21 protein-coding genes and 1 other RNA gene are annotated in these 23196 nt (G+C 44.2%); 4 read left to right on the forward strand and 18 right to left on the reverse strand.

Annotated elements, in window-relative coordinates; genetic code table 11:
* Positions 1-45: 45 nt before the first annotated feature.
* The 18 genes from lpxC to rsmI form a co-directional block, all read right to left on the reverse strand.
* Positions 46-960 (reverse strand): UDP-3-O-acyl-N-acetylglucosamine deacetylase, encoded by a 915-nt coding sequence (lpxC, locus tag ACTUJY_RS16620; RefSeq protein WP_463617247.1) that lies wholly within the window; start codon positions 958-960, stop codon positions 46-48.
* Between the two features lie 330 nt (positions 961-1290).
* A complete protein-coding gene (gene ftsZ, locus ACTUJY_RS16625; protein WP_463617299.1) occupies positions 1291-2430 on the reverse strand; it encodes a cell division protein FtsZ in 1140 nt (379 codons plus the stop codon).
* A 50-nt stretch (positions 2431-2480) separates the two neighbouring features.
* Positions 2481-3713 carry a cell division protein FtsA gene (ftsA, locus tag ACTUJY_RS16630; protein ID WP_463617248.1) on the reverse strand — a complete coding sequence of 411 codons (1233 nt, stop codon included), beginning with the start codon at positions 3711-3713 and terminating at the stop codon, positions 2481-2483.
* A 21-nt stretch (positions 3714-3734) separates the two neighbouring features.
* Positions 3735-4580, reverse strand: coding sequence for a cell division protein FtsQ/DivIB (locus tag ACTUJY_RS16635; protein WP_463617249.1), 846 nt, complete (start codon positions 4578-4580; stop codon positions 3735-3737).
* On the reverse strand, positions 4577-5515 hold the full coding sequence (locus ACTUJY_RS16640; protein ID WP_463617300.1) for a D-alanine--D-alanine ligase: 939 nt from the start codon (positions 5513-5515) through the stop codon (positions 4577-4579). Before ACTUJY_RS16640 ends, ACTUJY_RS16635 begins: the two co-directional genes overlap by 4 nt.
* 4 nt (positions 5516-5519) lie before the next feature.
* On the reverse strand, positions 5520-6971 hold the full coding sequence (gene murC, locus ACTUJY_RS16645; RefSeq protein WP_463617250.1) for a UDP-N-acetylmuramate--L-alanine ligase: 1452 nt from the start codon (positions 6969-6971) through the stop codon (positions 5520-5522).
* A complete protein-coding gene (murG, locus tag ACTUJY_RS16650; RefSeq protein WP_463617251.1) occupies positions 6968-8050 on the reverse strand; it encodes an undecaprenyldiphospho-muramoylpentapeptide beta-N-acetylglucosaminyltransferase in 1083 nt (360 codons plus the stop codon). Before murG ends, murC begins: the two co-directional genes overlap by 4 nt.
* Positions 8043-9215 (reverse strand): putative lipid II flippase FtsW, encoded by a 1173-nt coding sequence (gene ftsW / locus ACTUJY_RS16655; RefSeq protein WP_463617252.1) that lies wholly within the window; start codon positions 9213-9215, stop codon positions 8043-8045. The genes murG and ftsW overlap by 8 nt, the downstream gene beginning before the upstream one ends.
* On the reverse strand, positions 9212-10612 hold the full coding sequence (gene murD, locus ACTUJY_RS16660) for a UDP-N-acetylmuramoyl-L-alanine--D-glutamate ligase (protein WP_463617253.1): 1401 nt from the start codon (positions 10610-10612) through the stop codon (positions 9212-9214). Before murD ends, ftsW begins: the two co-directional genes overlap by 4 nt.
* Positions 10555-11640 carry a phospho-N-acetylmuramoyl-pentapeptide-transferase gene (gene mraY / locus ACTUJY_RS16665; protein WP_463617254.1) on the reverse strand — a complete coding sequence of 362 codons (1086 nt, stop codon included), beginning with the start codon at positions 11638-11640 and terminating at the stop codon, positions 10555-10557. The genes murD and mraY overlap by 58 nt, the downstream gene beginning before the upstream one ends.
* On the reverse strand, positions 11640-13013 hold the full coding sequence (locus ACTUJY_RS16670) for a UDP-N-acetylmuramoyl-tripeptide--D-alanyl-D-alanine ligase (RefSeq protein ID WP_463617255.1): 1374 nt from the start codon (positions 13011-13013) through the stop codon (positions 11640-11642). The genes mraY and ACTUJY_RS16670 overlap by 1 nt, the downstream gene beginning before the upstream one ends.
* Complete coding sequence (locus ACTUJY_RS16675; RefSeq protein ID WP_463617256.1) at positions 13010-14530, reverse strand: UDP-N-acetylmuramoyl-L-alanyl-D-glutamate--2,6-diaminopimelate ligase; 1521 nt, start codon at positions 14528-14530, stop codon at positions 13010-13012. Before ACTUJY_RS16675 ends, ACTUJY_RS16670 begins: the two co-directional genes overlap by 4 nt.
* Positions 14523-16259, reverse strand: coding sequence for a peptidoglycan D,D-transpeptidase FtsI family protein (locus ACTUJY_RS16680; RefSeq protein ID WP_463617257.1), 1737 nt, complete (start codon positions 16257-16259; stop codon positions 14523-14525). The genes ACTUJY_RS16675 and ACTUJY_RS16680 overlap by 8 nt, the downstream gene beginning before the upstream one ends.
* 19 nt (positions 16260-16278) lie before the next feature.
* Positions 16279-16611: a cell division protein FtsL gene (gene ftsL / locus ACTUJY_RS16685; protein ID WP_463617258.1), complete on the reverse strand. Its 333-nt coding sequence runs from the start codon at positions 16609-16611 to the stop codon at positions 16279-16281.
* Positions 16608-17540 carry a 16S rRNA (cytosine(1402)-N(4))-methyltransferase RsmH gene (rsmH, locus tag ACTUJY_RS16690; protein ID WP_463617259.1) on the reverse strand — a complete coding sequence of 311 codons (933 nt, stop codon included), beginning with the start codon at positions 17538-17540 and terminating at the stop codon, positions 16608-16610. The genes ftsL and rsmH overlap by 4 nt, the downstream gene beginning before the upstream one ends.
* A gap of 2 nt (positions 17541-17542) precedes the next feature.
* Positions 17543-18007 carry a division/cell wall cluster transcriptional repressor MraZ gene (mraZ, locus tag ACTUJY_RS16695; protein ID WP_463617260.1) on the reverse strand — a complete coding sequence of 155 codons (465 nt, stop codon included), beginning with the start codon at positions 18005-18007 and terminating at the stop codon, positions 17543-17545.
* Between the two features lie 360 nt (positions 18008-18367).
* An RNA gene (gene rnpB / locus ACTUJY_RS16700) (RNase P RNA component class A) lies at positions 18368-18725 on the reverse strand.
* A gap of 191 nt (positions 18726-18916) precedes the next feature.
* Positions 18917-19759, reverse strand: a complete 843-nt coding sequence (rsmI, locus tag ACTUJY_RS16705) for a 16S rRNA (cytidine(1402)-2'-O)-methyltransferase (RefSeq protein ID WP_463617261.1) — start codon at positions 19757-19759, stop codon at positions 18917-18919.
* Positions 19760-19839: 80 nt separating this feature from the next.
* On the opposite strand from rsmI, the gene ACTUJY_RS16710 reads away from it, so the two are divergent.
* From ACTUJY_RS16710 to ACTUJY_RS16725, 4 genes are read left to right on the forward strand one after another with little or no spacing between them, the layout of a single operon-like run.
* The gene (locus ACTUJY_RS16710) at positions 19840-21660 is read left to right on the forward strand and encodes a penicillin-binding protein activator (RefSeq protein ID WP_463617262.1); all 1821 of its coding nucleotides are present in this window, start codon (positions 19840-19842) and stop codon (positions 21658-21660) included.
* Entirely contained in the window at positions 21620-22045 is a 426-nt protein-coding gene (locus ACTUJY_RS16715) for a YraN family protein (protein WP_463617263.1), read from the forward strand. Before ACTUJY_RS16710 ends, ACTUJY_RS16715 begins: the two co-directional genes overlap by 41 nt.
* Positions 22042-22632 (forward strand): D-sedoheptulose-7-phosphate isomerase, encoded by a 591-nt coding sequence (locus tag ACTUJY_RS16720; RefSeq protein ID WP_463617264.1) that lies wholly within the window; start codon positions 22042-22044, stop codon positions 22630-22632. The genes ACTUJY_RS16715 and ACTUJY_RS16720 overlap by 4 nt, the downstream gene beginning before the upstream one ends.
* Entirely contained in the window at positions 22629-23195 is a 567-nt protein-coding gene (locus ACTUJY_RS16725) for a BON domain-containing protein (RefSeq protein ID WP_463617265.1), read from the forward strand. The genes ACTUJY_RS16720 and ACTUJY_RS16725 overlap by 4 nt, the downstream gene beginning before the upstream one ends.
* The last annotated feature ends 1 nt before the right edge of the window (position 23196 follow it).

The following is a 23196-nucleotide window of genomic DNA, read 5'->3' on the forward strand; positions in this document are numbered from 1 at the left end:
CCAAAGTCCTGCAAAAAGACTTTGGCGCAAACCTATTATAAGCCTTCACACCGATAAGATCGGATTCATAATGTAAGAAATCGGTGCTGCTGTAGCGTCTTCAAAAGTGACCGTTTCCCAGGCTTCTTCGTCAGCTATTAAAGCTCTCAACAATTTATTGTTTAAAGCGTGACCCGATTTAAAACCGGAAAAAGCGCCAACGAGACTATTACCTAACAAATAGAGGTCGCCTATCGCATCCAGTATTTTGTGTTTTACGAATTCGTCTTCATAGCGCAAGCCATCTTCATTAAGAATGCGATAATCATCAAGCACTATGGCATTTTCTAGGCTTCCGCCCTGCGCGAGGTTTTTAGATCGCAGATACTCAATATCATTCATAAAGCCAAAGGTACGTGCTCGGCTGACTTCTTTAACAAATGAAGTACTGGAAAAATCGATAACAGATGTTTGTGCACGCTCTTTAAATACTGGGTGCTCAAAGTCAATGGTAAATGAAACTTTGAAGCCATCAAAGGGTTCAAACACGGCTTTCTTGTCGCCATCTTCAACCACCACGCGCTTTTTAATTCGAATGAACTTTTTCGCTTTGCTTTGCTCCTCAATCCCTGCGGATTGAAGCAAAAATACAAATGGCCCTGAACTGCCATCCATAATGGGTACTTCAGGTGCAGATACATCTATATAGGCATTATCAATACCTAATCCGGCCATCGCGGCCAACAAATGTTCAACAGTGGAAATTCGGACATCGCCTTTAACCAGGCAAGTTGATAACGTGGTATCACCTACGTTTTCAGGAGCGGCAGATATTTCTACGACAGGATCGAGATCAACGCGTCGGAATACGATACCGGTATCAACCGGAGCGGGGCGTAAAGTCAGGTACACTTTCTCACCCGTATGCAAACCAACACCGGTTGCCCGAATGGCAGTTCGCAATGTGCGTTGTCTAATCATTAAGCGTTACTCCACAATATTGTCTAACTAGGAGTTCCGTTCCGGATCTGCCATCCATGAAGGGGCGTGATCCTACCAGATCCCATTAGGCATGGAAATAAATTTAGAGCATTTTTTACTCAATATGCAAAATATATCAACTTTTCCATGCCTATTTATCATTTTTACGCATCTCATTGATATTTGAGAAGTTCTCAATATGAGTTATTTATCAATTAAAATGTAACTCACGAATAAAAAACGGCCGCAAACAGACGCAGAAGGGGGGCATCTGTTTGCCAGCATCGTTCACTCAAGCGTGCTTGAGCTGTCGCTCTTGTACCACTAAGATCAGTCGGCTTGTTTTCGCAAAAACGCAGGAATATCGAGGTAGTCCATATCGCTACCGACCGCTTTCGCTTCACCACCGTTTTGTTTACGAATCACCGTTGGCCGATCCAATTTTTGATAATCCGTTGTGCCGTCTGGCTTTTTCGCTTCTTGAGTATTCGAAACCAATTTTACCGCTTGCTCGCCTTTGGCCAGAAGACCCGTTGCCACCACTGTGACTCTCAACTCATCATTAAGTTCCGGATCAATTGCTGTTCCAACAACTACCGTGGCTTCCTCGGAGGCAAAGTCCTGAACGATACTACCCACTTCAGCAAACTCATCAATGCTCAGATCTTCACCACAAGTAATGTTCACCAAAATTCCGCGAGCACCCGACAAATCCACATCTTCCAGCAAAGGACTGGCAACCGCTGTTTCAGCAGCAATTTTTGCACGATTGTCACCAGAAGAAATTCCGGTTCCCATCATGGCCATTCCCTTTTCTGACATGACGGTTTTTACATCGGCAAAATCGACATTGATTAAGCCCGGTCGCGTGATCAATTCGGCAATGCCTTGTACCGCACCGTGCAATACGTCGTTGGCAGCACGAAACGCTTCGGTTAAGGCTTTTCCTTTAAGCACGGATAAAACCTTGTCATTAGGAACAATGATTAACGAATCCACATGACGACGTAATTCAGCGATCCCTTCTTCCGCTACCGTCATCCGTTTCTTCAATTCAAAGAAAAAAGGTTTTGTCACAACCGCAACGGTCAAAATCCCCATTTCTTTTGCAATTTCCGCAACAATAGGTGCCGCGCCGGTTCCGGTACCACCCCCCATTCCCGCTGTGATAAATACCATATCGGTATCTTTTAAAACGTCCTGGATGCGCTCACGATCTTCCAACGCAGCTTGACGTCCCACCTCCGGATTAGCACCTGCTCCCAAACCTTTGGTGATGCTGCCACCCAATTGAATGGTTGTGCGTGCATTAGAACGACCTAGTGCTTGTGCATCGGTATTAGCACAAACAAATTCAACACCGTCGATATTGGCGGCAAGCATGTGTTCTACAGCATTACCTCCACCACCACCCAGGCCGATCACCTTGATAACTGCATTGTCCTGACAGTTATCGATCAGTTCAAACATATTAGGCATAGTTATTTCCCCTTCTTATTACAACTTCTCGATTTACACTTTTAAAAACCACTGAACCAGTTTCTCATACGCTCAAAGATAGAAGTAAAACTTCCATTTTGTCTTGGCGAATAATGGTATTCTTTGGTTTGTTGATGTCCGTACAACAACAGACCGACGCCTGTTGCATAAATCGGATTACGCACGACATCCGACAAACCTTTTACAAACTGTGGCATACCCAATCGCACTGGCATATGAAACACTTCTTCTGCAAGTTCGATCAGCCCTTCCATTTTTGAAGAGCCTCCTGTTAGCACCACTCCTGCCGGAATGATTTCTTCGAAACCACTGCGGCGTAATTCAGCCTGAATTAAGTTAAATAATTCTTCATAACGAGGCTCAACAACTTCCGCTAAAGTTTGACGAGACATACGTCTTGGTGCGCGCTCTCCTACACCCGGAACTTCGATGGTGTCTTCGAGCGAAGTTAACTGTCGCAAAGCACAAGCGTATTTTATTTTGATGTCTTCAGCATGTTGCGTTGGTGTACGTAAAGCAACGGCAATGTCGTTTGTCACTTGATCTCCAGCAATCGGAATGACTGCCGTATGACGAATCGCACCTTCGGTAAAAATGGCTATATCCGTAGTACCGCCTCCAATATCAACCAGACAAACACCCAGCTCTTTTTCATCTTCCGTCAACACCGAATAACTCGATGCCAACTGCTCTAAAATGATATCGTCGGTATCGAGTCCACATCTGCGCACACATTTAACGATGTTTTGCGCTGCGCTTACCGCTCCGGTTACCATATGCACTTTCGCTTCGAGTCGTACACCAGACATACCGATAGGCTCGCGAATACCTTCCTGATTGTCGATCACAAACTCTTGTGGTAATACGTGAAGAATTTTTTGATCCGCCGGAATAGCAACTGCTTTTGCCGCATCAATAACACGATCCACATCCTGCGCGTTCACTTCCTGATCTCGAATCGCTACAATGCCATGCGAGTTCAAACTTTTTATATGGCTTCCCGCAATGCCGGTAAATACAGAATGGATTTGACAACCCGCCATCAACTCGGCTTCTTCTACAGCACGCTGAATCGATTGCACCGTAGATTCAATATTAACAACCACACCTTTTTTCAAACCGCGTGATGGATGCGAACCAATACCAATAATATCGATTTGATCATTTGCATTCACTTCACCAACAATGGCAACCACTTTCGAGGTACCGATATCCAGCCCTACAATCAATTTCTTTTCCGGCGCTCTTGTCATAATAATTCTCTTTTAACCCCGTTACTTTTCGGCAACCTGCTGTTCGGGTAATTCAGGTTGCCAGCCGACCGCAACGCCCGACTGATAACGTAAATCAATGTAAGCCACTTGCGTATTCCGCTGCATTTTTATTTGCTCTATCACTACTAAAAAACGCTCCAATCTTTCCGTTAGATCTTTCTTTCCTAAATGTAATTCAATATTGTTCGCTAGTTTCATCGTCCAGCCATTGTGCGCACTAAACTTTAGATGCGTTATCCGAAAGTCGTCCTGTGGCATTTGCTCAGAAAAAAAGTGATACATGGATAGTAAATCCGAAATCTGTCCATAGTGACCTTCTAATTTTGGCAAATCGGTAAACTGACTTGCATTATCCGGACTGAATACAACGCCTTCTTGACTGATTAATTGACTATCGTTTAAGTTAAGCCAAGGCTGATGCTCTTCAACCTCTACGAGCAATATGTTGGGCCAAACTTTTCTTGCCGAAACCTCTTTTAACCAAGGATGCGTCAGTAAAAGTTTCGATACCTGTTCCACATCAAGGGTAAAAAACGATTGATCAATTTTTTGCTTTATAAACTGTTCAAGTTGTTCGGCAGAAACAAATTCAGCGTGATTGTTAATTCGAACATTCCAAGACTGTACGGACTGATTTTTTGAATCTTGATCGACCACCTCGATTGATGCGCTGGCTCTAAACTCCAATTGTTGCCACCATACCGTGACTTTTGGCGCCGACCAATAAACCAACCCTGCCAAAGCGGTTACAAACACACCGGCAAATGAACGACGCAACAAACCACTCAAATTGCGAGAAGGCGCGCTATTTTTTACGGTCGCCATACGGCGTTTACGGCTACTCATAAACTGGTTTTCAAAATTTCCAATGTCAGTTGGTCAAAATCTATTCCGGCCTGTTTCGCAGCTTTCGGCACCAAGCTAGACTCTGTCATTCCCGGAACTGTGTTGGCTTCAAGTAATTTAAAGCTATTGTTGGCTTTGTCTCGAATAAAATCGACACGTCCCCAACCGCTACATCCCAATGCTTTAAAAGCTTGCAATGCAATATGTTGTATTTCCTGTTCTTCTTCTTCACTCAATCCACTTGGACAAAAATACTGTGTTTCAGTGGAGTGATATTTCGCTTCGTAATCATAAAATTCACGAGGCGTTACCATACTGATACTGGGTAACGCTTTGTCATGTAAAATCGAAACCGTGTATTCACAACCATCAATAAAAGACTCAACCAGAACTTCATTATCGTATTGACGAGCTGACTTTATGGCTTTCGCTAAACTGCTCACCGAGGTTACCTTACTCATCCCTACACTCGAGCCTTCATGTACAGGTTTCACAAAAAGCGTTGGTCCCAATCGCGCAATAATATTACGCAAGCTGTTTTCGTTAACATCAAAATCTAAGTCCACCAAAACATGTGCAGCCACAGGAAGCCCTAACGCTTTCCAAATCATTTTGCTGCGCCATTTATCCATAGCAATGACCGAACTTTGCACACGACAACCGGTGTAAGCAATGCCCATATACTCGAGCACGGCCTGAATGGTGCCGTCTTCTCCGCCACGACCATGTAATGCAATCCATGTGCGATCCACTGCAAGTGATTTAAGCTCGCTGATGTTTTGCTCCTTTGGATCAAATGCAATTGCATCCACACCTTTGCGTAGCAAGCCGTTTAATACTGCAGTTCCTGACTTCAATGAAATATCACGCTCAGCGGAGCTTCCTCCCATAAGTACGGCAACTTTACCAAATTGTTTTTTTACATCGACCGTCATCACATCAACTCTTTATAAAAACCGAATGTTTATTGTCTGCCCAGTTTTTTGCCAGGCGACCAATATCACCCGCCCCCTGAGTTAGCACCAGATCACCGTCTTCCAAAACACCCGCAATTAACTCTTGTAATTTTTCTGTGGATTCCACATAAATAGGATCCAGCTCACCGCGTTGCCGAATACTGCGACACAACGATTTACTATCGGCACCAGCAATCGGCTTTTCCCCTGCAGCATAAACATCAAGCAACAACAACACATCCACTTCCGATAATACAGAAACAAAATCTTCATAGAGATCACGCGTTCGCGTATAACGATGCGGTTGGTAAACCATGACCAATCGCTTATTTGGCCAACCTTCGCGTACTGCTTCAATGGTCGCCTTAACTTCGCGAGGATGATGACCATAATCATCCACCACTTCGACTTCACCTTGGTAATCGGGTGAGCTCGCGCACGGAAACACACCGTAAGAGTGAAACCTTCGACCAATGCCCTGAAAGTTAAGCAATGCTTCTTTGATGGCATCCTCTTTTACACCTTCTTCAATACCCACAGTAATTGCGGCCAGAGCATTTAATACGTTATGTTTACCGGGTAAATTTAAATCGATCGCAATGGGGCGCGAGCCTTTTTTACGCACGACCTGAAAGCGACTCACATTGCCAACTTGCGAAAAGTCTATCGCTCGATAATCCGCTTTTTCATCGAAACCATAAGTTACATAAGGTCGAGATATTTTCGGCAATAACTCTTTAACGATAGGATCATCGATACACAACACTGCAAGTCCATAAAAAGGCAAGTTATGAATAAAGTCGATAAAAGTTTGTTTTAAACTGTCGAAATCACCGTAGGTATCCATATGATCCATATCGATGTTTGTGACAACACTCACCATCGGCTGTAAATGCAAAAAGCTGGCATCGCTTTCATCGGCTTCAGCAATAAAATAACGACTGGTTCCCAATCGTGCGTTACTCCCCGCACTGTTAAGCACACCGCCAATCACAAAGGTTGGATCTAACCCACCTTTCGCACATACGGTTGTGATCAAGCTGGTTGTTGTTGTTTTTCCATGCGTCCCAGCAATCGCAATTCCATGACGATACCGCATCAACTCGGCCAACATTTCAGCTCGACGAACAACCGGTATACGTCGCGTACGGGCGGCCTCAACTTCTGCATTGGAAGACGAAATTGCACTGGATACTACGACTACGTCGGCACCCAACACGTTATTCGCTGCGTGGTTAAACATAATATCCGCGCCCATAGAAACCAAGCGATCGGTGACCGGGCTTTCCGAACGATCCGAACCGGAAATTTCATACCCCTGATTCAAGAGCACTTCGGCAATTCCACTCATTCCAACACCACCGATACCGACAAAGTGAATGCGTCGGATCCGGCGCATTTCAGGAATTGGAAAATTTTGTACTTTTTTCTTCATGCCGCTTTACTCTTTATCAAATCTTCACACAGATCTGCGATTTGGGTACTGGCTTGCAATAAGCCTTTTTGTTTTGCCCTTGTCGCCATTTCTGTTATTTTATTTCGATTCTGAACCAAGTCGATTAATTCTTCTTTCACCCGTGCAATATCCGACTGTGCAACCAACACTGCCGCGTGCTCATTTGCCAGGCTTTCAGCATTTTTCGTTTGATGATTATCCACCGCATAGGGATAAGGGATAAAAATTGCAGCTAAACCAATCGCTGAAACTTCACTGACCGTTAATGCACCAGCACGGCAGATCACTATATCAGCCCATTGATACGCTTGGTCCATATCGTGAATGTACTCTTTAACTTCTGCCTCAACATTTTGATACCTTTGCTTAACGAGTGCTTCATTTCCTTTTCCGGTTTGATGCATCACACAGATTTGCTTCGCCGCAATCATTGGTGATAACAACCCGGGCAATTCGTCGTTAAACACTTTTGCACCGCGGCTCCCACCTACGATTAAAATATTAACGGCTCGACGACCTAAACTGGGCCGTTCAAAATCACGTATATTGACTAACGATGCGCGTAACGGATTGCCCGTTGTTTTTACTTTTTCAGAAGCCGCAAAGGAACCCGAAAAAGCTTCACAAACCACACTAGCAAATTTGGCCAACCAACGATTGGTCATTCCGGCAACAGCGTTTTGCTCGTGGATCAACAACGGCTTTCGACTTAATACTGCAGCCAATCCACCTGGCCCACTCGCAAACCCACCAAAACCGACCACCAACCGAATGTTTCGCTTTCGAATTATCGCCATCGATTTCACAACGCAGTTAGCTATCACAAAGGGAGCTTTAAGCAAGGCCAATTTACCTTTGCCTCGCACACCAGAAACAGCAAGTAGATCCATGTCAATCGCTTCGCGCGAAACTAACTCCTGCTCCATTCCACCTTGAGAGCCCAGCCAACTCACTTGATAGCCCCGTTGCATTAATTCTTTTGCTACCGCTAATGCGGGATAAATATGTCCACCAGTTCCACCCGCCATGATCATGATTGAGGGCATTGACTCAGTCATCTTGCTGCCCTCCTTTATTCACCGGTTGTTTGTTTTGCTGCAATTGCGTTTCGTAGTTAACTCGCAATAAAATCCCAACCGCAATACAACACATGACCAAGCTGTTACCGCCGTAACTGATAAACGGCAATGTCAAGCCCTTGGTTGGTAAAGCACCACTGCTTACTCCGATGTTTACTATCACCTGCAATATAAGCCAGATACTTATGCCATACGCCAAATAGGCGGCATAAGCTTGTTGCTGCTTTAATGCCTCTCGCGCAATTCTCATTCCACGCAAAAACAACATCATAAAAATGGCCATCACTATCGTAACGCCAACAAAACCAAATTCTTCAGCGAAAACAGCAAACACAAAATCGGTATGCGCTTCAGGTAAGTACGACAGTTTTTGAATACTGTTACCCAACCCTTCACCAAACCACTCCCCTCTACCGTAAGCAATCAACGATTGCGTTAACTGATACCCAGAACCATAGGGATCTTTCCAGGGATCCAAATACACCATTAATCGTTCATAACGATACGGCTGACTGATGGCCACACCAAACAAGGCAACACCAACACAACAACTGAGCAAAATAAATTGCCAAAGTTTTGCGCCCGCTAAAAACATCATACTCAATGTGGTTACTGTAATTACCGCTGCCGCTCCAAAGTCGGGTTCTGCTACCAATAAGACGGTGATTAAACTGACAACCAGTAATGGTTTAATAAAACCACGAATCTGTGTTTGCAATTCATCGGTTCGACGTACCAAGTAGCCTGCCATATAGGTAATCACAAACAATTTAACCAGTTCAGAAACCTGTAAAGTTATCGGTCCTAACGCAATCACCCGTTTGCTGCCATTCACTGTTCGACCAACCAACAAAACCACGACCAAAAGCAAAATTGCAAAGATCAATAACCAAGGGCCGTATTTTTGCCACAGCTCAATTTTAATGCCTAAGGTGACAAAACAACCGACTAAAGCAACCGCCAAATAAACAAAATGTCTTTGCACATAATACAAAGGATTCTGCGGCACCATTTTTTCCGCATAAGGTATAGACGTTGACACTATCATCATGCCACCAATTGCCAACAACACCAGTAACATCCACAGTAAGCGTGTGTCTAAGGCTTGGGTTATATTAAGCGTTAGTGCTTTTGAACTGCTCATTCAGCCTCCTGCACTAGTTGCACGAAATGATCACCACGCGCCTGATAGTTCGCATACATATCGAGACTGGCACAGGCCGGAGAAAATAAAACGATATCTCCAGCATTAAGAATGGCTTTGATATTTCGAACCGCTTCATTCAGATCGGAAACCTGTTCACAAACGTCAGCTGGTAGTACTCGCGTAAATAGAGCGGCATCTTTTCCAAATACCCAGGTTTTACGTACATGTTGCAAAATTTTGGGAACCAGCTCTGTAATATCAGCACCTTTCGCGTCGCCACCCGCAATTAAATACAGTGGCCGATTCATTTTCGCAAAGCTATTAATTGCTGCGAGCGCCGCACCAATATTGGTTGCTTTAGAATCATTGATCCATAACACACCATCGTGGCTTGCAACGGTTTGGCAGCGATGAGCAAGCCCCGGATAGTCACACAATGCCCGCTTCATATCGGACGAATAATTAATTTTCACCAACTGCAACAATGCGATACAAGCCGCCAGATTTAACCCGTTGTGAGTGCCTTTTAATTGCGACTCCGTTTCACTTAATAAATGCACATTGTTTTGTGTAATAACAAATCCTTCGGCATTCGACTCCACTCGAATATCCGCACTTTTTCCCGCTCCAAAGCTCAGTCTTTTTTCCGGTAATAAATCATCCAATGTTTTTTCGTCATCCAGATTAATCGCTACCGACTCCGTCATTCGATAGAGTCGTTTTTTCACTGCAGCATATTCTTCCAATGAATGATGACGATCCAGATGATCCGCACTGATATTTAACACCGATGCGGCTTGTGCATGCAGGCTGCTTAATGATTCGATCTGAAAACTCGACAATTCCAAGACATAAAATTCCGGCTGCTGCTCACGCAATAAATCCAACACGGGTGTACCAATATTACCGGCAACTATAGTTTTAATATTCAGTCGATTGAGCACAAAACCCAAACAATCACAGACCGTTGATTTACCATTGGAACCAGTGACAGCGATGATGGGTCGAGTGCATTCCTGTGCAAACAATTCAACATCACCCACTACTGGAATTCCCGCTTTGCGAACTTCTTCGAAAACTGGCGTTTGAGTATCGATTCCCGGACTGACAATGATTAACGAAGTATCGAGCAGCTTTCTTAACTCAAACTCACCACAATGAACTTCAACGCCTGGATAGTCTCGTTTAAACGCTTGTAACTTGGGTGGTTCGCTACGAGAATCCATCACTTTGACCGGCCAGTCTTTATGCAGACAATAGTTCACGCAAGAGATCCCGGTAATACCGAGTCCTATTACGATCACTGGCTTGTCAAAGTGCGTTAACATGATTTCGCTTACCGTATTTTCAATGTCGCTAAACCAACCAAAACCAACACCACGGAAATGATCCAAAAACGGACAATGACTCGCGGTTCAGGCCAACCTTTCAACTCATAATGATGATGCAGTGGCGCCATGTTAAAAATTCTCCGGCCGGTGAGTTTGAACGACGCCACCTGTAAGATGACGGAAACGGTTTCCATAACAAACACACCACCCATAATAAAAAGTACTAGCTCCTGCCTTACCGCCACCGCTAAAGTTCCTAGCGCAGCCCCTAAACCGAGCGCACCCACATCCCCCATAAACACTTGTGCGGGATAAGTGTTAAACCATAAAAATCCAAGTCCTGCGCCGACCAATGCACCACAAAAAATGGTCAGCTCTCCGACGCCTACGACATAAGGTATCGCTAGATACTCCGCAAACTTGACGTGGCCAGTAACATAAGCAAATATCCCTAAAGCACCTGCAACTAAAACGGTTGGCAAAATCGCTAAGCCATCCAATCCATCAGTTAAATTGACGGCGTTACTGGTTCCTACAATCACAAAGTAAGTCAAAGGAATAAATAAAAAAGCACCTAAAGCAATACCTACAGTTTTGAAAAAAGGCACGATTAATGTCGTTTCAACGGGCGAGCCAGCCGAATAAAAGAGATAACAGGCGGCCGTGATACCGACTACCGATTGCCAAAAATATTTCCATCGAGCCGGAAGTCCAGTTGGATCTTTTCGTATTAACTTTCGATAGTCATCCACCCAACCGATCACACCAAAGGCCATCGTGGTTAACAACACCACCCACAAATGTCGATTGTCAAGATCACCCCACAATAATGTCGATAATGCGATAGCCACCAAAATCAATGCACCACCCATAGTCGGTGTACCCGCTTTTGATAAATGCGTCTGTGGTCCGTCGTTTCGCACAGTTTGACCAATTTGATAATGCGTCAGTTTTCGAATCATCACCGGTCCGATAAACAACGAAATACCCAACGCAGTAATCACACTGAGAATGGCTCTTAGCGTCAAATAATTAAAAACATTAAATCCTGAGTAATACTGTTGAAGATACTCTGCAAGCCACAATAACATTATTGCGTTCCCCCTAAATGCTGATTCGACCATTGCAGCAAGGGTTCAACGATTTGCTCCATATGAGCACTGCGAGAACCTTTTAACAGAATGGCCATTTTTGTTTTTTGTAATTGTTCAATTAAATATTCCGTTAATTTTTGCTGCGATGAAAAATGAACAGCCGATTCCCCAAAAGCCTGATAGGCAAACTGACTTAAAACACCGATAGTTAACAATTGATCAACCCTGGCATTACGTGCATATACGCCCGCTTTATGATGATACTCGCGCGCTTCCGAGCCCAGTTCGCCCATATCTCCTAAAGCTAAAACCTTTACACCTTGTTGTTGAATGAGCACATCAATTGCGGCCGTTAGCGAGGTGTAGTTTGCGTTATAACTGTCATCAATGATGACGGAGCCATTTTGTAATCGATGGGTTTGCAGTCGACCTTTCACGCCGGAAAAACTTTGTAAATACTCGATAACTTTTTCCAAAGAAAGATCCAGCGCTTTACAAATACTGATTGCGGCGAGTGCGTTATAGACATTGTGTTTTCCGGGCACAGACAGTTGCACGGTTAATTGCTGAGTACCAACGGTTAGCACAAAGGCAACACCGCTTTCACCCTTTGTCTCAATATGTGACGCCTTCACATCCGCCATTTTTTCAATACCGAAAGTGATGGTGCGTTGCTTAATTTTATTACGCCAAAAATCGGCAAAACGATCATCGGCATTGATGACAGCTATACCTTGTTTTTTTAACCCTTCGTAGATTTCACCTTTTGCTTGAGCGACACCCTGCAAATCACCAAACCCTTCCAGATGCGCAGGTGCAACATTATTAATCAAAGCAACATCGGGTGCGGTCATGCCAGAGGTATAAGCAATTTCCCCCGCGTGATTGGCACCCATTTCAATCACTGCAAACTGTTCATCACCGCTCAATCGAAATAGCGTAAGTGGCACTCCAATGTCGTTGTTCAAATTGCCAAAAGTTGCCAGTGTATTGCCAAAGGATTGAAGCACATGATTCAACATTTCCTTAACCGTGGTTTTTCCGACACTTCCGGTTAGTCCAATAAATTCAGCGGATGATTTCTCTCGCACTCGTTTAGCAATCGCCCCCAAAGCAAGCCGCGAATTCTTAACAATCACCTGCGGGCAATCAAAGCTTACACGATGCTCAACCAATAGCGCTTTTGCACCTTGACTGACTGCTTGGTCAACAAAATCGTGCGCATCGAAATTGGTACCCTTTAAAGCAACAAACAAACTGCCTTCACTGTTTTGTCGAGTATCCGTGTTAATGCAGCTCACTTTTACATCATCACCAATCAATTTACCCTGAGTGACATTCGCAATTTCAGAAAGCATCAGTGAAATCATGCGACTCTCCCCGCTAAAACTTCTTTAGCTGCTTCAATATCACTAAAGTGAATTTTTTCATTTCCCAGAATTTGGTAATCTTCGTGACCTTTTCCCGCCACCAAAATCACATCCTTATCATTTGTGATCGATACGGCTTGCGCAATAGCATCACGACGACTACTGATGTAATTTACCAATTCCGGTTTTTTCAACCCCTCGCGCATATCATTAATGATCACAGCAGCATTTTCAGTCCGAGGGTTATCGTCAGTAAAAATGACTGTGTTGGAATACTTTTCTGCCACTCGCGCCATTAACGGCCGTTTACCCGGATCGCGATCGCCACCACAACCAAAAACGGTGACTATTTTGCCATTACAATGTTCTCGGGTAGCTTTTAATGCCTGTTCCAATGCATCGGGTGTGTGTGCGTAGTCGATGATAATTAATGGTTGCTCGGGTACGCGAACCAACTGCATACGCCCTGTCACCGACTTCAATTGATTGACAATTTCAAAAATGGCATCCGCATTACTTAACTTAATACCGAGTACAGCAACAACAGAAAGTAAGTTATAAAGATTAAAGCGACCAATCAAAGGAACTTTCAGTCGCCCCTTACCCCAAGGCGTAAAAACATTTGCACGAATTCCCTTTAAAGTGAGCCGAATATCTTCTGCCCAAATCCAGTTTTGCAAATCCGCTCCTTCTAATGGTTGCTCTAAGGTTACAAAAAGTTTTCTTGCCTTTATGGTTTTGTCTTTACGTAATTTACGACCAAAACGATCATCGACATTGATCACAGCCCACTTAAGACCTGAATGTAAAAACAATTGTTTTTTGGCGTCACCATAAGCTTCCATGGTTTTATGATAATCAAGATGATCGCGCGATAGGTTAGTAAATACAGCAACATCAAAGTTTACTGCGGTTACCCGACCTTGAACCAGTCCGTGTGACGACACTTCCATTGCGGCATTTGCACAACTGTAACTGACCGCCTTTGCCAATTCTTTTTGCAACGTTATTGCATCGGCCGTAGTGTTTTCATTTGGCATTTGCGCGCCGAACGGCCCACATCCCAAGGTGCCCAATGTCCAGCAACAACCATCTATCAGATGCAACGCTTGTGCTAACATTTGTACGCAACTCGACTTACCATTGGTACCTGTCACGCCAATCATATTCAAAAATTGAGAAGGATGCTGGTAAAAAAGATCTGCAATAGCGCTCAATCGCTGAGACAAATTTGGCACCAGCCAGCAAGTAATCGCTTGTGATTCGCATGCTTTAAGCATCGTATGTTGAACATCGGCTGCATCACACAATACAAAAATAGCTCCCTGAGAAATCGCGCTGTCGATGTAGTTACGTCCATCTTGCAAATGTCCGATCACAGCAACAAACCCATCACCAGGATTTACTTCACGACTGTCTAGTGTAAGATTTTTGATTTCCAGCTGTTTGTCACCACAATAACAGGTCACATCAGGCCATAAAGACTGCAGCTGCTCGAAGTGTATGCGATTAACCACGCGCACCTCCAAGACCCACTTTTTCTTCAGCTATTTGCATGTTTTTATCCGGCTTAACATTCAGTAACCGCAACGCTTGTTCCGCGACTTTAGAGTAAACAGGTGCAGCAACATCACCGCCGTAATAAACATCACCATCCGGCTCATCCAACATAACCACCATTGCAATTTTGGGATTACTTACAGGTGAAATTCCGGCGAAAAATGACAAATACTCATCGCCATAACCACCTTTAATGGCTTTGCGGGCAGTTCCGGTTTTACCCGCTGTTCGATAAGATTCCAATGCAGCACCCGTTGCCGTTCCACCTTCACTAACAACGGTTTCCATCATTGCTAATACTTTTCTGGCGTTCGCTTCTGAAAATATCCGTTGCTCTGCTAATGGCTTTTCTAATTTTAAAAAGGACACAGGCCGTTTGATTCCGCCACTACCTAAAACAGCGTATGCCTGCGCCAGTTGCAGCGGGGTTACTTGAAACCCATACCCATATGCCATAGTTGCTTTTTCAAATTGCGTCCAGTTAGGTCGCACTGAAAATTTTCCGGCACTTTCACCAGGAAAACCGCTACCAGTGTCGAGTCCAAATCCCAGTTTAAAAAACGTATCCAAGAAAGTTTCATCATTCAAAGCCAAGGCCAACTTTGTGACGCCGACGTTGCTGGATTTTTGTAAAATTTTTGTAACGGTCACAGTGCCTAAATTAACACCATCACGCACCCAGTTATTACTGACTTTGAGTTTTCCTGGGCTCGTGGTGATTAATGTATTGGGCTTTACAATTTGATTTTCCAGCGCGGTTAATACAGTAAATGGTTTAACCGTAGAGCCTGGCTCAAACATATCCGTTACGGCACGGTTGCGTGTCAATTGCGGTTTGCGTTGATCGCGACGATTCGGATTATAAGATGGCTGATTCACCATCGCGATAACTTCACCGGTATCAATATCGATAATCACGACACTGCCGGCTCGAGCACCGTGTCTGAGTACTGCCGCTTTTAATTCTCGATAAGCTAAAGCCTGTATACGAGAGTCAAGGCTCAAGATAATATCTTCACCCTGCTTAGCATCATCAACGATCCCTTTGTCTTCGATGACGTTACGTTGCAAATCGACAACGACTTTTTTCTTTCCAGGGTCGCCAATCAATACCTTGTTAAACGCTTTTTCGATACCTTCGAGACCATTTGCATCAATGCCAGTAAACCCCACAATATGAGCATTAATTTCTGCTGTAGGGTAATATCGACGTTGCTCGGCTTGCAAATAAACGCCATCAATAGCTAAACGATGAATAATTTGCGCTTGCTCAGGATGCAGTTGCCGCTTTAACCAAACAAATCGCTTGCCACTGCGCTGTTGAACAAAATGATTCAGTTCCGCTTGTGACATTTCCAGCAAAGTCGCTAATTGTTGCCAAGCTCGGGAATGTAAAATGGAAGGCGATTTTAACAATGTCGCCGGATCAATCCACACCGACTCCACCGGAATACTTCGTGCCAACTCGATACCGTTTCGATCACTGATAACGCCCCGTCGCGTTTCTATACCTTGCAAACGCACACTCCGCTTATCCGCTTCGTCGGACAAGCGACCTGACTGGTAAATTTGTAAATAAGCAGCTCGTCCAAGAATGGCAACAAATACCAAACCAATAACACCCAGCATTACCAGGTAACGCCAGGTGCATAATGGAATGCCTTTTGGTTTTCTTGCTTGCCCCATTTACTGCTTACTCATTGTGTTAATTTTCCACCAACACCTCGTCGTTGGCGACAACATTTTTCATCGCCAATTTATTTTTGGCTAAGCTTTCGATGCGATTGTGTTCAGCCAAAGCCCCCTGTTCGAGTCGCAACGCCTCCCATTCCATTTCCAGCTGATATTGCTCGTGCTTGAGTTGCTCTAGCAAAGCCGTTTTATTTCGAACTTGATGTGTCGTATAAGCGACTAAAATCGCATTAAACCAAACGGCAATTGCCAGCAATAAAACCCATCGACTCATCGATAACTTTTGCAGCAAAATCACTGGCAATGAAATTTCAAGTCGTTGTTTAATGAGCTGCCAAAACTTCATAACTTTTGAGCTACGCGCATAATGGCACTTCGAGATCGAATGTTCTCACCGACTTCGTTCTCACCCGGCTTTACCGGTTTTCCCAATAACTTTAATTGAGGTTTTATATCTTCAGCTCTCACTGGCAAGTCTTTCGGAAAGTCATCGCCTTTTGCGAGCTTTTTAAAAAATCGCTTTACGATGCGATCTTCTAATGAATGAAAACTGATCACCACCAAACGACCACCTACCGCGAGTATATCGAACGCAGCGGCCAATCCTTGCTCAAGATCAGACAGCTCCTGATTAATAAAAATCCGAATCGCCTGAAAACTGCGTGTTGCCGGATGCTTACCCGGATCTTTTTTGGGTACCGCTTCATCTATCAGCTTTGCCAGTTGATGGGTGGTTTGTATCGGATGCTCCTCTCGTGTTTCTATAATTTTTCGTGCAATACGTGTCGCAAATCGTTCTTCACCATACACTTTTAATACATGTCGTATATCCGCTTCTTTTGCCTTTGCCAACCACTGTGCCGCACTTTGGCCTTTCTCGGGATCCATACGCATATCGAGCGGGCCTTGCTTCATAAAGCTGAACCCGCGCTCGGCCTGGTCCAATTGCGGTGAAGACACGCCCAAGTCGAGTAAAATGCCCGTTACGCAGCCTGTCAGTTGTCGCGCTTCGATCTGCGACTTCATATCAGCGAAACTGCAATGACAAATTTCAAAGCGCGCATCGTTAACAAAGTTTTTTTCGGCAAAGTCGATGGCCTGTGGATCTTTGTCAAACGCTACCAAACGACCGTTTTCACCGAGCGCATTGAGGATCAACCGGCTGTGACCACCACGACCGAAAGTGCCATCGATGATCACACCATCGCCTGCAACATCGAGGGCGTCTACCGCTTCTTGCAACAGAACCGAGTCGTGTAATGCCTGAGTACTCATGGTTAAAACGCCAGATCGGGTAATTGTTCGGAGTCGAAGCTTTCGTCAGCCAGCAATGCCAGATCTTGAGCTTCCTGAGCTTTCCACTGAGCCTCATCCCAGATTTGAAAGGTTTCACCCTGACCGACCAACATGAGTTCTTTGTTCAAATCGGCAAACGCTCGAAGTTCGGCCGGCAACAACAAACGACCGTTGGAATCCATATCCACTTCTTTGGCGGAACCTATCGTAACGCGCTTAAACATTCGATAAGCCGGTTTGCTGCTGGGCAATGCACGGACTTGCTCTTCGAAATCTTCCCAGTTGTGGAGTGGGAACAAAAGGAGATTGGGGGTATCGAGTTCGTAGGGGTTTTTAGTGACAACCATGCGTCCGTTGCAAATATCGGCGAGGCGATCGCGATAGCGGGCCGGGATAGCTATCCGACCTTTCGCATCTAAATTGATAGAATTTGCGCCTCGAAACACGATTCACCCTCTTAATGACCCATTCAGCGTCCTGAATGAGCCATTGTGATCCACAATTTGTCACTATTCTCCACTTCTGTACACTATAGGTATGGCCTAAATCACAGTCAAGAAAAAATCTCGCTGAAAGAATAAAATTTTTCCTTATTTCACAATAAGTTAGATGTGGATCACAGAATGCGAGTAAGTACTTATCAATTAGTTCACTTTTTTCAAAGTATTACTACTTAAACTTAAAGTAATTTCTTAAGAAAGGATGAATTAGACAGTTTTGGAATGAATAATTGATTTAATATTACAAGATTAACTTATTGAGTGAGTGCCAACTTGAAAGTAAGCACAGTCTCACTTGAAAATATAAAAAATGGCTGGCCTGTAAGCCGGATTCTGTCGTGGACAGTCATTCTTCTAGGCCTTGTGTCGCCACAAAGCTCGAGCAACCTACCCGGATCCAGCGCGGGTCACGCCAGAGGATCCCTATTTGGTCTTACTTCAGGTGGGGTTTACCCTGCCACTCGTGTTACCACAAGCGCGGTGCGCTCTTACCGCACCATTTCAACCTTACCTGTGAACCGGCGAACCGGAACCATCGGCGGTGTGTTTTCTGTTGCACTAGCCGTAGGCTTTCACCTCCCAGGCGTTACCTGGCACCTTACCCTGCGAAGTCCGGACTTTCCTCCCCTTGCCAAAAGCAAGCAGCGACTGCCCGGCCAGCCAGAATGGATCATGCACTGGAATGAGTTATTTGACAAGCTTCAACCTTAATTAATCAGTGGACAGCTCGCAAAGTGATTCTGGCAGCCTGGAAGACGTAACTGTGGCTCACCCAATGGGTAAATTGCGATGCAGTTAAAGTACTAAGTCATTTTAAAGCGTTATCTTACATTTACTGCTGTCAACTGATTAGGTTCAACTTTGCAACTCCAAAGCACGCTGATACAAATCTCGCTTCGAGAGCCCAGTTAGATTTGCGGCGATTTGCGAAGACAGTTTAGTCGATAGATGTGGTAATAATTCCGACAGCACATGATCGGCGGTAATTTCGCTGACTTCAGGTGCTTCCGGATTGCCTTTCACCATCACCACAAACTCTCCGCGCTGTTGATCGGGATCCTGTTGAACACGTTGCACTAACTCAGCCAAAGGCGCAGATAAAAACGTTTCGAAGCGCTTGGTTAGCTCCCGTGCGATTACAACTTCGCGCTCCGGGCCTAATATTTCCAGCAAGTCTTTAAGACATGCGCTTATACGATGCGAGGACTCGTAAAACACCCAAGTTCTGGGCTCGGACCTCAAAGCGGCCAAACTTTTTTTACGTGCGCCTGTCTTAGCGGGCAAAAACCCTTCGAAACAAAAGCGATCGGTTGGCAGGCCGGCGGCACTCAAAGCGCAGATAATGGCGCTGGGGCCAGGCACAGGAACAATGTTAAAGTTCCGTTCGCGTAACTCGTGAATTAAATGATAGCCAGGATCGCTGATTAACGGTGTTCCGGCATCGGAAACTAAAGCCAGGTTCAAACCCTGCCGTAACCATTCAGCTACCTGCTCAACCCTTTGTCGTTCGTTATGATCATGTAAGGACGTTAACGAACCTTTGATCCCAAAATGAGTCAACAACTGCTGTGTACGCCGAGTATCTTCAGCCAGAACGCGATCAGCAGCCTCAAGGGTTCGCAAGGCGCGTTTGGAGATATCATCCAGATTGCCAATTGGCGTAGCAACCACATACAATGTAGCGGACTGTGAATCCATAGACGTTACACCCTGAAAACTTTGATATGATCGCGGCATCGCGAACATAATAATTGTAAAATCATTACCGGAAATAACCGATGAGCCGATTCGTTACCGTATTGCTGATACTTACGCTGTTATCCTGTGGCAAACAGTCCACAACCAGCAGCGTTAAAGACTCAATTAACAACGCCAATTATTATCTTGGGCTGGCTAGAAACAGTACGGAGCCGAAAAAAAGTGAATACCTGCTTCAAGCGGGGATTATTTTGGCACAAAAAGACCAACACTTGAAAGCGCAGGAAACATTCTCATTATTAAATCCAGAGCATTTATCTTCCCAAGATAAAGAAAGTTACTACCTTTACTTTGGGGCCGCACTCCAAAACCTTTCACAAACTCAAGCCGCACTGAAGTTTTTTAAACGCATTCAATCACCTGAGCAACACCCACTTGAATGGCAAGTCACTTATCGAAAAGTTTTGGCTGAAGCCTTTCTTAGCGACGGAAACTACTATGAAGCAGCCAAAATTCGGATTGAGTTGGAAGATTTACTGTTAACAGAAGAGCAAATAATTGAAAACCACCAGTTTATTTGGAGCGCTTTAAGTCAGATTGGTGATGAGTTTTTACGTCTATATCAAACAGACTTTTCCAACCCCATCATCAATGGCTGGTTAGAAATGGCCTACTTAACTCGAAAACACAAAGAACAACCGACCCAATTATTAAATGCAATAAACTTGTGGAAGCAGCGATTTCCATTACATCCAGCCAATGTACAAATGCCAGAAGAGTTGAAGCAAGTTGCCAATGCAAAAATTTACCGGCCGAATCAAATTGCGTTGTTACTTCCTCTTTCTGGACGACTTGCAGCAGGTGGCCGTATGATTCGCGACGGATTTCTTGCTGCTCATTACTCTCAGGAGCGGTCAAAAAACACCATCATCAAGGTTTATGATACAGCACAAGATTTATCCCCTCTTACACCCTACCAAAAAGCACTTGAAGAAGGGGCCGATTTTATTGTGGGTCCGTTAACAAAAGAAGCGGTTGAAACTATTGCCAAACAAGAGTCATTAGCAGTGCCCCAACTCAGTCTCAATCGCACTGATGAGTTAGTCATTCGGCATCCGGAGTTTTTCCAGTTCGGACTGCCGATCGAAGATGAAGCCCGACAAATTGCTAATTTGGCCATACAACGCCAACACAAAACAGCCACAATACTGGTTCCCGACAACGATCAGGGTGAGCGCATAGTGAATGCTTTTCGCTCAGTATTCGAAGGTATGCAAGGTCAAATAGCCGAAATACAACGTTATAACGACCCGAAAGAAATCAAACTCATTGTCCAGCGGCTGTTAAATATCGATTTAAGTGACACTCGGGCAAAGCGGCTGGAGCAGTTGCTCGGAACGCCTTTAGAATTTGTTCAGCGTCGCCGTCAAGATACCGATATGATTTTTATTGCAGCTTCACCGACTGACGCTCGACGTATCAAACCATTTTTGAACTATTATTTTGCACATGACTTACCGGTTTACTCAGTATCACGGATCAACCCAGGCTCTCATGATCCGCAGCTTAATAATGATCTCAATGGCATTACTTTTACCGACAGTCCTCTATTGATATCTCATCAAAAACAAATACAAAATTTGCGCGAGCAACTAAGCAGCTTGCTTCCAAATATTGACTCTTCACTCGGCCGCTTGTTTGCTCTAGGTTACGACGCATATCAATTGTTACCCGATTTGAACATGTTACAGGGTTTTAAACAATACCAATTGCAAGGTTTGAGCGGTAAATTAACCGTGAATGAAAAAGGTGAAATCGAACGCACCTTATCTATCGCGCATTTCGACAAAGGAGTGGCGCATGAAGTTATGGCCGAGGAAAAAAAATCAAGTCATCAATAGAGAAGAGAAACACCAGTTAAAGATGAACAGCCCATCGCAAAAAACGGGCATTTATTACGAAAAGCTTGCACAAGAGCACTTGAAACAGCAAGGCTTGGAACTCATCACTCAAAACTTTCGCTGTAAACTGGGTGAACTGGATTTAATCATGCGCGATAATGATCAACTGGTATTTGTTGAAGTACGCTATCGCCACACTAATTTATTTGGTGGTGCGCGAGAAAGTATCAGCTATTCAAAGCAAAAAAAATTGATACGAGCTGCAAACTTTTATTTGACCAAACACAGGCTACACAATCAATACTCTTGTCGGTTCGATGTAATAATCTTCGAACAGGAAAACTTAAACTGGATACAAAACGCTTTTTGCGTCGAAACATTATGACCGATCGTATAAGAAACGCTTTTACCGAAAGCATTCAAACCAAAATCGATGCCGCCGATACTTTACCGAGTTATATTTTAAAAGCGGGTGAAATGATGGTTCAATGTTTAATCGATGGCGGAAAAATTTTGACTTGTGGTAATGGAGGCAGTGCCGGAGACGCACAACACTTTGCGAATCTGATGCTCAACTGTTTCGAAAGAGAACGCCCAAGTTTGCCTGCTATCGCACTCAATGCCGACAATCAAACTTTAACCGCCATAGCGAACGACACACACTTTAAAGATGTCTACGCAAAACAAACACGTGCACTCGGAAATGCAGGCGACATTCTATTGGTATTTTCTACCTCCGGTAATTGTAAAAACTCATTAAAAGCAATGGAAGCAGCTTTAAATCGCGATATGTTCATTATTGCCGTAACCGGAAAAGATGGTGGAAGCATGGCCGGATTGATAGGTTCAAATGATGTAGAAATTCGTGCCCCTTCCAGTTCCATACCTCGTATTCATGAGATCCACCGACTGGTGTTACACACACTTTGCGATCACATCGACAACAGTTTATTTGGAGAGGTAATGTCATGATTCTGATTAACCGAATCACTTTGATTATATTGGCACTTTTGCTGGTAGGGTGCGCTACTCATTCTACACAACACACAACGCAGCCTTCATCAAAAGGCCGAGATATTGGTACGTTACTGACCGATGAATCATTGGAATTACAAGCCATTCAGTCAATATTTAAAAATGATAAACTCTGGGATAACAGCGAAATCGAAGTGATCAGTTTTAACAAGACGTTGTTACTCATCGGTCAAACGCCAACTCTTTCATTAAAAAAGCAAGCGGAAAATCTAACGCGTGCCATTCCGAAAGTGAAGCATGTCTATAATGAAATTCGAGTTGCAGCTCCAACAGGAACACTCACCTATTTAAGTGATGTGAGCCTTACATCAAAAGTTAAAACAGCTTTATTTACCGAAGATAACCTTGACTCAGCTAAGGTAAAAGTCGTTACTGAAGACAGTGAAGTATTTTTACTCGGATTAGTAACAAAAGACGAAGCAGCGAAAGCCATTGAGATAACCCGAAAGGTTTCTGGTGTTAAGCGAGTAATTCAAGCATTTGAAATTGTTAATCAATAAT

The sequence above is a fragment of the Pleionea sp. WD8-19 genome, from assembly GCF_055326765.1.

Bases quoted from the DNA above. Each gene is read 5' to 3' on its own strand.
- ACTUJY_RS16715 (WP_463617263.1), top strand. From the start codon at position 21,620: ATGAAGTTATGGCCGAGGAAAAAAAATCAAGTCATCAATAGAGAAGAG.
- ACTUJY_RS16680 (WP_463617257.1), bottom strand. From the start codon at position 16,259: ATGGGGCAAGCAAGAAAACCAAAAGGCATTCCATTATGCACCTGGCGT.
- ACTUJY_RS16670 (WP_463617255.1), bottom strand. From the start codon at position 13,013: ATGATTTCACTGATGCTTTCTGAAATTGCGAATGTCACTCAGGGTAAA.
- lpxC (WP_463617247.1), bottom strand. From the start codon at position 960: ATGATTAGACAACGCACATTGCGAACTGCCATTCGGGCAACCGGTGTT.
- murC (WP_463617250.1), bottom strand. From the start codon at position 6,971: ATGAAGAAAAAAGTACAAAATTTTCCAATTCCTGAAATGCGCCGGATC.
- ftsA (WP_463617248.1), bottom strand. From the start codon at position 3,713: ATGACAAGAGCGCCGGAAAAGAAATTGATTGTAGGGCTGGATATCGGT.
- ACTUJY_RS16640 (WP_463617300.1), bottom strand. From the start codon at position 5,515: ATGACGGTCGATGTAAAAAAACAATTTGGTAAAGTTGCCGTACTTATG.
- ACTUJY_RS16710 (WP_463617262.1), top strand. From the start codon at position 19,840: ATGAGCCGATTCGTTACCGTATTGCTGATACTTACGCTGTTATCCTGT.
- mraY (WP_463617254.1), bottom strand. From the start codon at position 11,640: ATGTTATTGTGGCTTGCAGAGTATCTTCAACAGTATTACTCAGGATTT.
- ftsW (WP_463617252.1), bottom strand. From the start codon at position 9,215: ATGAGCAGTTCAAAAGCACTAACGCTTAATATAACCCAAGCCTTAGAC.
- ACTUJY_RS16635 (WP_463617249.1), bottom strand. From the start codon at position 4,580: ATGAGTAGCCGTAAACGCCGTATGGCGACCGTAAAAAATAGCGCGCCT.
- murG (WP_463617251.1), bottom strand. From the start codon at position 8,050: ATGACTGAGTCAATGCCCTCAATCATGATCATGGCGGGTGGAACTGGT.
- ftsZ (WP_463617299.1), bottom strand. From the start codon at position 2,430: ATGTTTGAACTGATCGATAACTGTCAGGACAATGCAGTTATCAAGGTG.
- rsmI (WP_463617261.1), bottom strand. From the start codon at position 19,759: ATGGATTCACAGTCCGCTACATTGTATGTGGTTGCTACGCCAATTGGC.
- rsmH (WP_463617259.1), bottom strand. From the start codon at position 17,540: ATGAGTACTCAGGCATTACACGACTCGGTTCTGTTGCAAGAAGCGGTA.
- ACTUJY_RS16720 (WP_463617264.1), top strand. From the start codon at position 22,042: ATGACCGATCGTATAAGAAACGCTTTTACCGAAAGCATTCAAACCAAA.
- ACTUJY_RS16725 (WP_463617265.1), top strand. From the start codon at position 22,629: ATGATTCTGATTAACCGAATCACTTTGATTATATTGGCACTTTTGCTG.
- ftsL (WP_463617258.1), bottom strand. From the start codon at position 16,611: ATGAAGTTTTGGCAGCTCATTAAACAACGACTTGAAATTTCATTGCCA.